16 protein-coding genes are annotated in these 13,804 nt (G+C 37.0%); 13 read left to right on the top strand and 3 right to left on the bottom strand.

Annotated elements, in window-relative coordinates:
• Window positions 1-10: 10 nt before the first annotated feature.
• Together AC6UD8_RS02420 and AC6UD8_RS02425 are read left to right on the top strand one after the other, a co-directional pair.
• A complete protein-coding gene (locus tag AC6UD8_RS02420) occupies window positions 11-970 on the top strand; it encodes a ribose-phosphate diphosphokinase (RefSeq protein ID WP_500696602.1) in 960 nt (319 codons plus the stop codon).
• A 21-nt stretch (window positions 971-991) separates the two neighbouring features.
• Window positions 992-1,987, top strand: a complete 996-nt coding sequence (locus AC6UD8_RS02425; protein WP_500693912.1) for an aldo/keto reductase — start codon at window positions 992-994, stop codon at window positions 1,985-1,987.
• Between the two features lie 109 nt (window positions 1,988-2,096).
• Here the strand turns inward: AC6UD8_RS02425 and rnjA are convergent, their stop codons facing one another.
• Together rnjA and AC6UD8_RS02435 are read right to left on the bottom strand one after the other, a co-directional pair.
• The gene (gene rnjA / locus AC6UD8_RS02430) at window positions 2,097-3,776 is read right to left on the bottom strand and encodes a ribonuclease J1 (protein WP_500693911.1); all 1,680 of its coding nucleotides are present in this window, start codon (window positions 3,774-3,776) and stop codon (window positions 2,097-2,099) included.
• 2 nt (window positions 3,777-3,778) lie between these two features.
• The gene (locus tag AC6UD8_RS02435; RefSeq protein WP_500693910.1) at window positions 3,779-3,994 is read right to left on the bottom strand and encodes a DNA-directed RNA polymerase subunit epsilon; all 216 of its coding nucleotides are present in this window, start codon (window positions 3,992-3,994) and stop codon (window positions 3,779-3,781) included.
• A gap of 184 nt (window positions 3,995-4,178) precedes the next feature.
• On the opposite strand from AC6UD8_RS02435, the gene AC6UD8_RS02440 reads away from it, so the two are divergent.
• On the top strand, window positions 4,179-4,673 hold the full coding sequence (locus AC6UD8_RS02440; RefSeq protein ID WP_500693909.1) for a hypothetical protein: 495 nt from the start codon (window positions 4,179-4,181) through the stop codon (window positions 4,671-4,673).
• A 25-nt stretch (window positions 4,674-4,698) separates the two neighbouring features.
• On the opposite strand, the gene def is transcribed toward AC6UD8_RS02440, so the two are convergent.
• Complete coding sequence (def, locus tag AC6UD8_RS02445; protein ID WP_500699396.1) at window positions 4,699-5,259, bottom strand: peptide deformylase; 561 nt, start codon at window positions 5,257-5,259, stop codon at window positions 4,699-4,701.
• Between the two features lie 187 nt (window positions 5,260-5,446).
• On the opposite strand from def, the gene AC6UD8_RS02450 reads away from it, so the two are divergent.
• The 10 genes from AC6UD8_RS02450 to AC6UD8_RS02495 all read left to right on the top strand — a co-directional run bounded on the left by AC6UD8_RS02450 (window position 5,447) and on the right by AC6UD8_RS02495 (window position 13,777).
• Window positions 5,447-6,379, top strand: coding sequence for a Rossmann-fold NAD(P)-binding domain-containing protein (locus AC6UD8_RS02450; protein ID WP_500695547.1), 933 nt, complete (start codon window positions 5,447-5,449; stop codon window positions 6,377-6,379).
• Window positions 6,363-6,659, top strand: a complete 297-nt coding sequence (locus tag AC6UD8_RS02455; RefSeq protein ID WP_500693906.1) for a UPF0223 family protein — start codon at window positions 6,363-6,365, stop codon at window positions 6,657-6,659. The genes AC6UD8_RS02450 and AC6UD8_RS02455 overlap by 17 nt, the downstream gene beginning before the upstream one ends.
• A complete protein-coding gene (locus AC6UD8_RS02460) occupies window positions 6,659-7,450 on the top strand; it encodes an inositol monophosphatase family protein (RefSeq protein ID WP_500693964.1) in 792 nt (263 codons plus the stop codon). Before AC6UD8_RS02455 ends, AC6UD8_RS02460 begins: the two co-directional genes overlap by 1 nt.
• A gap of 99 nt (window positions 7,451-7,549) precedes the next feature.
• Window positions 7,550-9,385 carry a translational GTPase TypA gene (gene typA, locus AC6UD8_RS02465; protein WP_500693905.1) on the top strand — a complete coding sequence of 612 codons (1,836 nt, stop codon included), beginning with the start codon at window positions 7,550-7,552 and terminating at the stop codon, window positions 9,383-9,385.
• 113 nt (window positions 9,386-9,498) lie between these two features.
• Entirely contained in the window at window positions 9,499-10,671 is a 1,173-nt protein-coding gene (locus AC6UD8_RS02470; protein WP_500696604.1) for an FtsW/RodA/SpoVE family cell cycle protein, read from the top strand.
• A 9-nt stretch (window positions 10,672-10,680) separates the two neighbouring features.
• Entirely contained in the window at window positions 10,681-10,944 is a 264-nt protein-coding gene (locus AC6UD8_RS02475) for a YlbG family protein (RefSeq protein WP_500696605.1), read from the top strand.
• Window positions 10,945-10,953: 9 nt separating this feature from the next.
• Window positions 10,954-11,508 (top strand): 16S rRNA (guanine(966)-N(2))-methyltransferase RsmD, encoded by a 555-nt coding sequence (gene rsmD, locus AC6UD8_RS02480; RefSeq protein ID WP_500696606.1) that lies wholly within the window; start codon window positions 10,954-10,956, stop codon window positions 11,506-11,508.
• A gap of 11 nt (window positions 11,509-11,519) precedes the next feature.
• Complete coding sequence (gene coaD, locus AC6UD8_RS02485) at window positions 11,520-11,999, top strand: pantetheine-phosphate adenylyltransferase (protein WP_500693901.1); 480 nt, start codon at window positions 11,520-11,522, stop codon at window positions 11,997-11,999.
• Window positions 11,996-13,051, top strand: a complete 1,056-nt coding sequence (locus AC6UD8_RS02490; protein WP_500693900.1) for a SepM family pheromone-processing serine protease — start codon at window positions 11,996-11,998, stop codon at window positions 13,049-13,051. Before coaD ends, AC6UD8_RS02490 begins: the two co-directional genes overlap by 4 nt.
• A 42-nt stretch (window positions 13,052-13,093) precedes the next feature.
• Window positions 13,094-13,777, top strand: coding sequence for a helix-hairpin-helix domain-containing protein (locus AC6UD8_RS02495; RefSeq protein ID WP_500699398.1), 684 nt, complete (start codon window positions 13,094-13,096; stop codon window positions 13,775-13,777).
• Window positions 13,778-13,804 lie beyond the last annotated feature (27 nt).

Consider the following 13,804-nt stretch of genomic DNA (forward strand, 5'->3'; position numbering starts at 1 on the left):
GGGAAACTTGATGGTGAAAACAAAAAAAGAAAAAAAGTCGGCAAAGATATTTGCGTTGAATTCGAATCGTCCGTTAGCAGAAAAGATTTCTGAATATAGTGGAATGGACCTTGGTAAAGCAACCATCAATCATTTTAGTGATGGTGAAATTCAAATTTCAATTGATGAAAGTATTCGTGGAGATGATGTGTACATCGTTCAATCGCTTTCTGATCCTGTTAATGATAATTTGATGGAACTGATGATTATGATTGATGCGGTTCGAAGAACTAGTCCCCATACTATTAACGTGGTAATCCCGTACTATGGATATTCAAGATCTGACCGAAAAGCGCGTTCAAGAGAACCAATTACTGCAAAATTAATTGCTACTTTTCTTGAATCTAGTGCGGTAGATCGAGTCATTACTCTTGATTTGCATGCGGCACAAATTCAGGGATTTTTTGATATCCCAGTGGATCACTTGCGGTCACTTGAGTTAATGGGTAATTACCTAAAAGAACATGATATTAGTAATGACGCCGTTGTGGTTTCACCCGATTATAATAGTGTCGCCAAGGCACGAGGAATGGCTGGCTACTTGAACCTTCCGATTGCAATTGTTGATAATCGAAATCCTGAGGATCTAAGTCAGGTTCCTAGTACGATTATTGGTGATGTAAAGGGTAAAAAGGCAATTGTTGTTGATGATATGATTGTGACGGGTGAGAAGATGAAAATCACTGCTCAAGCGATTATGAATGCGGGAGCAAAAGCGGTTTATGTAGTTGCTACTCATCCGGTTCTTACTGAAGAAGCGAGACAAAATCTTTCCGATCCAGCCATTAAACAGGTGATCGTTTCCGATTCCATTGTCGTTCCACAGAATAAGAGAGTTGACAAAATGGTGATCGTTTCAGTTGGCAAGCTGATTGGTGATGCCTTAAAATTAATTGAGAACGAACAATCAACAAGTAAATTGTTTAAGTAATATAAATTTGGAGGGATTCTAATGGTATTTAGAGCAAAAGATGATCGTTACGATAATATGAAAGTAAGACGTGCAGGAACAACGGGACTGCAGTTACCCGCATTATCATTTGGAATGTGGCACAGCTTCGGTGACGATGCTAATTTTAAAGATAGTGAAAAGGTAATGCTCCATGCTTTCAACAAGGGAATCTTTAGCTTTGATCTAGCTAATAACTATGGGCCCGGTTCAGGTGCTGCTGAAAGAATGTTTGGCCAAGTTTATCGACGCGATTTAAAGCCTTACCGTGATGAATTAATTATCACCACTAAAGCTGGATTTCATATGTGGCCAGGTGTTTATGGTAACTATTCTTCAAAGAAGACCCTCGTTACTGCGCTAGATCAAAGTCTTCAAAGAATGGGACTTGATTATGTGGATATTTATTATACCCATCGATTTGATCCTAATACTCGATTAGAAGAGACTGCTGAAGCCCTTGATGGATTAGTTCGTGCAGGTAAAGCACTTTACATTGGAATTTCTAATTATGATGGCCATCAGACTGCTGAAATGATTAAATTATTTAAGGAACTGAAGACTCCGTTTGTAGTTAACCAGAGTTCATATAATATGCTTAATCGAGAGCCTGAAGATGATGGGACCCTTAAGACCTTAGCAGATAATCATGATGGCTTTATTGCTTACGGTCCTTTGGCAGAGGGCCTTTTGACTAGTAAGTATCTAAAGGGAATTCCAAGTAACATTAAATTGCATAAGACTAACAAGTTTATTTTGGCTAATGGTGATGAAAGTGCTGTTAATAAACTAAATAAATTAAACGATATTGCACAGAATCGTGACCAGACACTTGCCCAAATGTCATTAGCATGGCTATTACACGATCCAACGATTGCCAGTGTGGTCACTGGTGCGTCAAAAGTCGATCATTTAGATGATAACCTGAAGGCATTAGATAATCTTGACTTTACTCAAGATGAATTAGATGAAATTGACAAAATCGTTAAGTATAAATAATTAAAAAAGGTATGCTTACTAAGCGTACCTTTTTGTTATTAAGACTAATAATAATATATGAGACTAAAATAAGGGCTGAGATCCAAACAATTGGATTCAGCCCTTATTGTTAATTGTTCATGATTAGCATTGGCAAGATTAGGGGACTTCTTTGTGTTTTTTCATATAAGAAGTTTGATAAATCATTGACAATTGCTTTACTAATTGATTTTTCGTCTGCATTTTTATTCTTCATGGCACGACGGATGGTTCTAAAGACTAACTTTCGTCCTTCATCAAGTAATTCACCTGATTCGCGCATATAAACGAATCCACGTGAGAGAAGGTCAGGACCAGATTGGATTTCCTGGTTCTTTAAGTTGATGGTAGCAACCACCACTACTAAACCTTCTTCTGAAAGAAGTTGACGATCTCTTAGGACTTTGTCTCCAATATTTCCAACGCCATTGCCATCAATATAAACATCACCAGCATTGAAGTATCCAGCAACACGAGCACTATCTTTTGTTAAAGCAAGTACTTCGCCATTTTTTAGGATAAAACAATGGTCGGCAGGGACCCCACATTCTTGCGCAAGTTTAGTGTGGATCTTTAACATTCGGTATTCCCCATGGATCGGAACAAAGAACTTTGGCTTCATTAAACGAAGCATTAGTTTTTCTTCTTCTTGGCCACCGTGTCCAGAAGTATGAATGTTATTAATCTTACCGTGGATGACTTTAGCGCCGTCTTCTTCAAGCTCATTAATGACCCGGTTGACACTTAATGTGTTACCTGGAATTGGGTTACTTGAAAAGACAACCGTATCACCTGGTTGAATCGAAATTTGTCGGTGAGTTCCGTTAGCAATTCGAGCCAAAGCAGCCATGGGTTCACCTTGAGAGCCGGTACACAGGATCATAACCTTATCTGCCGGTAAGTGCTTTAACTCTTGAGCATCGACGAAGGCACTGTCAGGAACGTCTAGGTAACCAAGCTTTCTACCATTGACAATGGCTGCTTCCATACTTCTACCAAATACAGCAATTTTACGATCATGAGCTAGTGCTGTATCAATAGCCGTTTTAATTCTTGAGAGGTTGGAAGCAAAGGTAGCAAAAATAATACGGCCCTTGACCTCGTCAAAAATATGACGAACGGATTTTCCAACCCATTTTTCTGACTTAGTCCAGACCGGCTTTTCGGCATTGGTACTGTCAGCCATCAAACAGAGTACACCTTCCTCACCCAGTTTGGCCATGGCTTGTAAATCAGGCGGCTGATTAGTGACAGGCGTGAGATCGAACTTATAATCTCCCGTTTCTACAATGACACCGTCAGGCGTATGAACAGCGACTCCCATTGTATCTGGTATCGAATGAGTGGTTCTAAAAAAAGAAACACTCGTCTTTTTGAATTTCAAAACTGACTTATCATTAATCTCGTGAAGTTCAGCCTGTTTTAACAAGCCGTGCTCTTCCAATTTGTTTTTGATTAATGCTAATGCTAGCGGGCCAGCGTAAATTGGAACGTTGAGAACCTTTAAAAGAAAGGGCACACCACCGATATGATCTTCATGACCATGGGTGATTACAAGTGCCTTAATTTTGTCCTTATTATCAATTAAGTACTGATAATCTGGGATGACATAGTCAATTCCCAATTGATCATCTTCTGGGAACTTGATTCCAGCATCAATTAAGATGATTTCATCCTGGAATTGTACACCATAAGTATTCTTACCAATTTCTCCGAGTCCACCAACACCATAAATAGCAGTTTCGTTATTTTTGATGTTTAATTTCTTCATAACTAGTTAAACTCCGTAATTTTAAAACCGGGATCATTTTTTTCAAATTCAAGGTGCTTCCCTTCGAGCGGTTCAATGAATTCAATGTTGTACTTTGTGTGTTGTTCAAGTTTAGTTCTAACGTCAGCAACGGTTTTAGCTTCTAAGTAAATCGTTTTAGTTGCTTCACGTTTAGGGTTAGAATTATTTTCATCTTGATATAAAACCTTGTAAATCAATATAATTACTCCTTTTTTGTTGATTTAATGTTATTTTTCGTACATTAGGTTGCAGGAACGCAACAATTAATCATATTTTAGCATATTATGGTAAATAAGTATAGAATCATGTGAATCGACAAACATGTTTCATGTTAGAATTGATCTATAAATTGACCTAATAATCAATAATGGGAGAAGAACAGTGAAAATATTTTTAGAATTGGTCGTTGCAATTGTCGTTGCTTTTTTAATTTATAACTGTTTGCACTATTTTTTTGTCACTCTACCGACCAAAAGGTATCAGTTAAAAATGAAGCATAGCGTTGATGGCGAAATCTATAAAGTGGTCAAATACTTTGAGGTTGAAGACAAACGTGAAATTGTGCAAAGTTACGTTGGGTCACAAGTACTGTCTGATTTCTGGGGTAGGGGAGTGATGGTTTTTGAATATCGTTGCGTTGTAAAAGAGGGCTATGATGATGCGGATCTCTTACGGGACCTTTTTAATCAAAAACTATCTGAATACGCCATTTCAGATGGTTTTATTGATTCCAATCATAAAAAAACGTTGATTGTGACTGACTGTTGGTTGAACAAAAGCGTAATGGTTTTTGATGTAGCCAATGTTATTAATCCTGCAACTCATGAATATTTAAGTGATTTGGATAAGTTAAATGAAAAAGAAAGGGAGACGTAGTAACGTCTCCCACAAAAAAACAATATTAATCAAAAAATACTTCATCTTCGGTTTTGGAAAATGGATCATCTTTGTCGATATGATCGTAAAACAGAGTTCCGTGAAGATGATCAATTTCATGTTGAGCAATGATGGCTGGGTAGTGTTTTAACCTGACTTGATGAACTTTACCGCTCAAATCTTGATATTTAATCGTAACACGGTCTGCCCTCGGAACAAAACCAGGGACATCACGATCGACCGATAAGCATCCTTCACCTTCAGTTAATGCCCCACGTTGAACGGAGTTTGAGATAATAACTGGATTTATCATAATTGCCTTGAAGGGCGATTTTTGGTCTTCGCCTTCTGGTGGGGTTAAAACAGCAGCCATTGATTTGGATTGTCCAACTTGTGGAGCTGCCAAACCAACTCCTGCTCGCAAATGGTATTTGTTACATTGTTCAGGATCCTGACTAACTTCCAAGTAATGCATCATTTTTTCGCCTAATTTACGATCTTCATCGCTAAGTGGAAATTTAACGGGTTGACTTTGTTCCCGTAACACAGGATTTCCCTCTCGAGTTATGTCTTTCATTAAGTACATAACGTTTTACCTCCTAATTCATGTCAACTTCTACCAGTTATTTTATCATAAATCGCAAAACCAGTTAATTTCATGGTATTTCAGTATTTTAATTTACTCTTATGTGCAAAAAGAAATTTGAAATGGTATTTTATTAACAAGCAAAAAATTAATAAATTCTTTAAAAACAAAGAATGGAGGAATTGGAATGCAACCAAAAATATTAATTAAAGGAAGCATAACCAGGATCTTATCACTTTTGAACGCTTTAATTGTTTTAGACTTTCCCGTTACTATCCAAGTAGACGACAGTGAACAAGTTCGATCAACCGTCTTTTCTAGTAAGATGTGTCATAACTTGTCAATCCAGATTGCAAGTAAGCCAGAATTAAATAATTTCGATGCATTATTGTATTTGCCAAACGTTGATTTCTATAATCCCAAGTTGACGGATGCTACTCAAATTGCAGAAGACTTGAGACCGGAAATTGATAAACTAAGGAATTTAATCAATGACTGTGTCTCAAATGGATTTCGCGGTAAAATAGTGATTGATGCCCCACATGATGAAGTTTTTACGTATTTTGCAGCAAGTTTTTCTGGACTTGATAATCAAAATATCATTGGCGTTGGAACTCTTCCCCAAGAAATGCTACTAAAGAATGAGCTCCAGAGGAATTTTGACGTTAGTGCTGATGATATTAATGTCAATGTCTTAGGATTAAATACTAATAATTTAGTCGCGTGGAGTAGGGTTTACATTGGTCCTGCAACCTTGCTTTCATACCTGGCTGATGATAGTAACAACTATAGTAGTGACATCATTACTCAAGTTCAGGAAGTGATTGATGATCAGGGGGTTGTTATTAATGAAATGATTCAAAGTAAAGCTATTGTCCGACTACTTTTTTCGATGTATGAGGGTCAATCGTTAATTTGTTCAGTTGTAAATGTTGATAAAGAAAAAGATGAGCTAAGGCTGGATGTTAGCCCCAAACTAATTAATCGAAATGGAGCAGCTCAATCGATTCGACTTCAGCTTTCAGAGGACGAACAAAAAAAGTTAAACTCAGACGTTGAATGGGCCAATAATATTATTGCAGCCGTGATTAATGGAGGAAAAAATGCCTCGAAAAACTAATGATAGTTATTCTTATCCCATTGTTGATGATTGGAGTCGAAAAGAATTAATTGATGTTTGTCATTTCTTTGAAAATATTGAAATGGCTTATAATAATAAGGGAGTTAATCGAAAGAAACTAATGGATAGTTATCGACGCTTCTGTGAGATTAATCCGGCAAGAGTCGAACAAAATAATTTACAAAGAGATTTTGAAAAGCAGTCTGGTTTAGATGTGTATCATGTTGTTAAATTAGCAAAAGAAAACTCGGATTTAAAGACCATTAAGCGAAAGGAATGATTTCCATCACAACAGTAGATGATTTAAATAAAATTGATCAAGATGTTTGCCAAATCTTAAAAACCGCACGTGCGTTTGTCATGGAAAGATTAAATGGTCATTTAGACGTAGATGAAAAAACTGGAAGGAAAGATTTAGTTACAAACATTGATAAAGACAACGAAAAGTTTTTTGTAAAACAGCTAAAAGCACTTAAACCTGACAGTAAAGTTCTTGGTGAAGAGGGCTTAGGTGACAAAATTGACAATTTAAACGGACGGGTTTGGATTGTAGATCCAATTGATGGAACGATGAATTTTGTAAAGCAACGTAATCACTTCGCAATGATGATTGCCTATTATATCGATGGCGTACCAACGCTCGGGTTCATTTATGATGTTATAAATAACAAGTTGTATCATGGTGGCCCTGATATTGGTATCTATGTTAATTCTGAGACAATGAATCCTCCAGTTAACGGTTCTCTTGAAGATGGGTTGATTGGAATGAGTGGTCCGCTTGTTATTAGGGATGTTTATCATATGCAAGAAATTGCAGAGGCTAGTTCTGGTTATCGAATTTATGGTAGTGCTGGGATCGAAATCGTTGCTGCTCTTTGCGGGGAGACAATCGGTTATATTTCGCATTTAAGGCCTTGGGATATTGCTGCTGGTCGTGTTCTTGCTGAAACGCTTGGGATGACCGTTTCTACTATTGACGGCAAGCCCATAAATATGCTATCATCAAACACAGTTTTGTTAGCGACAAAAAAGGCGCAAAAAGATATTCTGAAAATTTCGACGAAGCGTTAATCAAAAGCTGTGATGGACTCACAGCTTTTTTATCGAAGTTGGGTTATTAACTTATCAAATTGCAAATTTTTGAATTGCTTTTTTGAGGAGGAAACATTTTTGAAAACAAGAGACGATATTAGAAACATTGCCATCATTGCCCATGTCGATCATGGTAAGACGACCTTGGTTAATGAATTATTAAAGCAATCTGACACTTTGAATGATCACACTGAGATTCAAGATCGTGCGTTAGATTCTAACGCGATTGAACGTGAACGTGGAATTACCATTCTGTCAAAAAATACTGCCGTTAAATATGGCGACAAACAAATTAACATTTTGGATACTCCAGGACATGCCGACTTTGGTGGAGAAGTTGAGCGTATCATGCGAATGGTTGATGGTGTCCTTTTGGTTGTTGATGCAGCCGAAGGAACAATGCCACAGACCCGTTTTGTTTTAAAGAAGGCTTTGGAACAACATTTGACTCCAATCGTTGTAATCAACAAAGTTGATAAGCCTGGTGCAAGACCTGAAGCAGTTGTTGATGAAGTTCTTGATTTATTCATTGAATTAGGTGCTGATGAAGAACAACTGGAATTCCCCGTTGTTTACGCATCTGCTATGAACGGAACTTCAAGTTATGATCCTGACGTTTCAAAACAGGAACACACTATGAAGCCTGTTTTTGATACCATTATCAAAAACATCCCATCACCAATCGATAATTCAGACGATCCATTACAATTCCAAGTTGCAATGCTTGATTATAACGATTTCGTTGGTCGAATTGGTATTGGCCGTGTCTTCAGAGGTAAGATCAAGGTTGGGGATAATGTTGTTCTCATGAAACTTGATGGGAGCACTCAGAAGTTTCGTGTTACTAAATTGATGGGATTCATTGGTCTTCAAAAAGTTGAGATCAATGAGGCTAAGGCCGGAGATTTAATTGCTGTCTCTGGAATGGAAGACATTAACGTTGGTGAAACCGTTGTTAGTCCTGATAAGCAGGAACCACTTCCTGTTTTGAGAATTGACGAACCAACCCTTCGAATGACTTTTGGAACCAATACTTCACCATTTGTTGGTCAAGACGGTAAGTATCTCACTGCTCGTCAACTTGGTGATCGTTTGAAGAAGGAACTTCATACTGATGTTTCTCTTCGAGTTGAAGACACTGATGATCCTGGTGCATGGGTTGTTTCCGGACGTGGGGAACTTCACCTTTCAATCTTGATTGAAACTTTGCGTCGTGAAGGTTACGAACTTCAAGTTTCCCGTCCTGAAGTTATCTACAAGGATGTTGACGGAGTTAAGTGTGAACCATTTGAATCCGTTCAGATTGATACCCCAGAAGAATATTCTGGTTCAATCATTGATACCTTGTCACAACGTAAGGGTGAAATGAAAAACATGGAAAACGTTGGAAATGGTCAGGTTCGAATGACTTTCTTAGTTCCATCACGTGGTTTGATTGGGTACAGCACTCAATTTTTATCATTGACTCGTGGATACGGAATCATGAACCATTCATTCAGTCAATATCTTCCAGCCATCAAAAATTGGAATCCTGGTCGTCGTAACGGAACCTTAGTTTCAATTAATTCAGGTAAGGTAACTACTTATGCCATCATGGCCGTTCAAGACCGTGGTAAGATTTTCACTGATCCTGGTACCGATGTTTATGAGGGTATGATTGTTGGTGAAAACGCACGAGATAATGATATTTCGGTTAATATTACTCGTGGTCGTAATCAAACCAACGTTCGTGCAGCTGGATCCGAAGATATTGCGAAGGTTAAGGAACCAGTTCATATGACTCTTGAAGAATCACTTGAATTCCTAAACGAGGATGAACTTTGTGAGGTTACTCCAGATCATATCAGATTAAGAAAGAGAATTTTAAATACTAATGAACGTGAAAAGGCAGCTAAGAAGCGCCGTCACAATTAATTAAAATAATTAAGACTATTTAACCATTGTTAAATAGTCTTTTTTTATTTGGTGATACTAGTATAATGAAAGGTATTAATTCATGAATTTTACATATTCAGTTGGAGATTAATATGATTAAATACTTAAAACAGCTAGACTGGTACATTATGGTGCCATACCTATTACTGAGTTTGATTGGGATCGTCATGGTCTTTTCATCTAGTGAAGGGTTAAGCGCTCATGCGGAAATTGCTTTCCATTATTTAGAATATCAAGTTAGTTTTGTAATTGCTAGTTTCTTTGTATTGTTTTTTTTCTCAACGTTAAAAAGTAAATTACTTGAGGGAAATATAAAGTTCTATATAATTGCAATGATAATTATGACTGGAGTGTTGATTTTTTTAAAATTTTTTGGATCTAGTACAAATGGGGCTGCTGGATGGATTAGACTTGGACATCTTAGTATCCAACCGGCTGAGTTTTGTAAGCCGTTGTTCATTTTGTATTACGCAAACGTTTTGGCCAATGAAAAGCAATATTTTGAGAATGTTGGATTAAGGTATGAATTTATGAAAGTAGCTATGCCTAGTATTCTCCCAGCATTTATGATTTTTTTAATTGCTTTTCAGCCTGATACTGGTGGTGCAGCGATTAATATATTCATTATTTTAATGATGATTCTGGCAGCCGGAAGTAACTTTAAGGCTTCAAGAATTTGGATTGTTGTAATTGGCATCTTTATTTTAGGGGTTAGGATTTGGATTAAGCCATTTGAAGGAATTTTAAGTAGCATTCATGCTTATCAAATTCAAAGATTAATTAGTTTTTCAGATCCTTTCAAATATGCGCAAACTAGTGGACATCAATTGATTAATTCTTATTATGCAATTAGTAACGGAGGATTGTTTGGTGTTGGGATTGGTAACGGTATTCAAAAGATGGGTTACTTGTCAGAGCCAAATACTGATTTTATAATTGCAGTTATTGGTGAGGAACTCGGGATCGTTGGTATTTTAGTTGTTTTGGGACTCTTGTTGTATCTTGTTTTAAGAATCATCGCAGTTGGTAGTCGAACTAACGATACCTTTTATAGTACGATTTGTTATGGAACTGCAGCTTACATTTTTATTCAGACCTTATTTAATGCTGGTGGTGCGGTCGGTATGATTCCTTTAACTGGAGTTGCACTTCCATTTATCAGTTACGGGGGTTCAAGTATAATGGCACTTTCCATTTGTCTTGGACTAGTCCTTTATATTAGTAGAGTGGAAAAAAGAGAACGTAGTAATAAAAAAGTGAAGTAAGGTGAAATCATGGCCAAATTAACTGACCGAACGGAATTGATTGTTTCAACATACTCGATTCGTCAAATTAAAAACCTAAAGAGATTTGGTGATATTCGATTTGTATCGAAAAAGATGCATTATGTTATTATTTTTGTTGATAGTTCTGATTTAGATACGACTATCCAAGAAATTAGTAAACTTAGGTTTGTTAAAAAGGTTGGGGTATCTCCAACCGTTGACTTGGCACTTGCCTTTGGTGAGATTAATGCTGAAAATAACGTTGAAGAGTAGGAAACAAAAATGAGAATAATTTCAGGCAAATTTGGAGGACGTAAAATTAAACCAGTCCCTGGGAATCGGACGCGTCCAACAACCGACAAAGTGCGAGAAGCGTTATTTAACATGATTGGACCATACTTTGATGGCGGTAGTTTTCTGGATTTATATGCCGGGTCAGGGGCTGTCTCCCTTGAGGCCATTTCTAGGGGAATGGATCATGCCGTTTTAGTTGATAAACAGTATGCTGCGTATAAAACTATTAAACAGAACGTAGCGATTGATCCGAATACTGCTGATTTTTCTGTGTGGAAGATGAATGCTGAATCAGCGCTGCTTAAATTAAAAAAAGAAGGTCATTTCTTTGACTATATTTTTTTAGACCCCCCATATAAGAAACAACAGATGGTTAAACAACTGGAAGAGATTAGCGATAGTGGTTTATTAAATCATAGTGGGATGGTAATCTGTGAGACTGACAATCAAACTGATATGTCTGATGATGTTAAAAATTATCGCCTCATTAAACAAAAAGATTATGGTTTAACGGTGATATCAATCTATCAAATTTTAATATAAAGGGAAAAATTATGAAAAAAGCCATTTATCCGGGTAGCTTTGACCCCATTACCAATGGACATTTGAATATTATTAAGCGAGCAACGCAACTATTTGACGAAGTTGTCGTTGCCATTGGCGACAATTCGAGTAAAGTGGGGTTGTTTACCCCTAAAGAACGGAAAGAAATGGTTGAAACGTGTGTGGCTGGCTATTCAAACGTTACTGTTAAGGTCTATTCTAATTTAACGGTTGATTTCTTAAAAGCAGAACATGCCAATATCCTGATCCGAGGGATTCGGGATACTAAAGACTTTGAAAACGAACAGGAAATTGCTAGTTTAAACCAAATGTTGGATTCGCAAATTGAGACCGTGTTGTTGTTTGCCAACCATGATTATGAATTGATTTCGTCTTCAATGGTTAAAGAGATTAATCATTTTGGTGGAGATGTATCAAAATTTGTTCCTAACGTTGTGTGTGAGGCATTAAAGGAGAAGAGAAATCAGTGAAGACAATCTGGAAATGGATTAAACATAACCGATATTTTTTGATTTTCCTAGGGATCATTATTTTTATATTGTGGTTCCTTTTTTGGCCGCTTAATGCTTTGATTGAAGCGCCTGGTGAAGCCGTTAACATTCAACCAATGGTTAAAATTCAAGGAATTAAACCAAATAAGAAGAATAAGTTTATGATCACTGCAGTTTCAATGTCGCAGGCTAGACCAATCACTTACTTGTATTCAAAAGTGAATCCCCATGTTTCAATTGAGAAAACGTCAGATGTGATGGGAAATCAAAGTAATCAAGAGTATGATAACGTACAAGATATTTATATGAAGACGGCTATCAATAATGCAATTTATGTTGGCTACCACAAAGCTCATGGTAAAATTAAGCAAAGTTATCATGGTGTGTATGTATTAAACGTTTATCCACAATCTGATTTCGCCAATAAATTGAAGCCTGGTGATTTAGTTGAATCAATAAATGGGAAAAAATTATATAAGGGTCCCGAATATGTAAAGTACATTCAAAGTTTACCCAAGCATGCGCAACTTAAAATTACTTTTAAACGGAATGGAAAAGATAAACAGGCGATCGGCACAAAGAAACAACTGGTCAAGGGGTTTTATGGGATTGGAATCGGAATGATTGATGATATGAGTGTTAAAACTGATCCTAAGGCCAATATTAACCCAGGAAAAATTGGTGGACCCTCTGGTGGTCTGATGTTTGCCCTGCAAGTATATAGTGAATTAAAACATACGAATTACGATTACAAACGAATTGCAGGAACTGGGACGATTGCCGCCAATGGTCAAGTGGGCGAAATTGGTGGAGTGGATAAGAAAATAATTGCTGCTAATAAGAGTGGCGCACAGGTTTTCTTTTGTCCATACGTTAAACCGACTGAGCCAATTTTGAGAATGGAGCAAGGTCATAAGACTAATTACCAAGTGGCTAAAGCAACTGCCAAAAGGTATGCCCCTAAAATGAAAATTGTTCCGGTCACATCTTTTGATGACGCTTTGAATTATTTAAATCAAAAACACAGCTAAAAGCTGTGTTTTTTTCGTATTTAAATGTGAAAGGAGAGAAAGATGGATAAGTTATATGAATTTATTGAGGAATACAAGTACAGAATTATTGGAGGATTGATAATTATTGTGGTAGGACTGCTGGGATATTGTGTTTTTGCATCTCAAAATAGTAGCGGGCAAGCACCACGTACTAATTTGCAAACAACAGCCAAAGCAAATCACAGAAAAAACGTTACTAAATCAACCGCAGAGAATTCGGCAGGCAATGGGAATGATGATCACCAACAAGTGTATGTTGATGTAAAGGGAGCAGTTAATAAACCAGGAGTTTATCAGGTTGGTAAAAACATGCGTGTTTCTGATGCAGTTGAATTAGCAGGTGGTTTTAATCGTTCAGCGGATGCTAAACACATTAATTTGGCGCAAAAATTGTCTGATCAACAGGTTGTTTATGTCCCAATTCGTGGAGAAATTAATGGATTACCAAAGACCAATCAAGTTGCTAGTGATTCATCAGGCAATTCGGCTGGAAGTGATAAAGGTTCTGATAGCGGAAAGGTTAATATTAATGAAGCAGATAAAGCTAAACTTCAACAGCTAAATGGGATTGGTGATAAGAAGGCTGATAAAATAATTGCTTATCGGAAACAAAGTGGCCCATTTAAAAAGCCTGAGGACTTGAAAAACGTTCCTGGATTTGGTGATAAGACCGTTGCAAATTTGAAAAGTTCGATTACTGTTTGAAGCAACTGTGATAGATAAATATTGGTA

The organism is Fructilactobacillus sp. X1R3C1 (assembly GCF_059901545.1).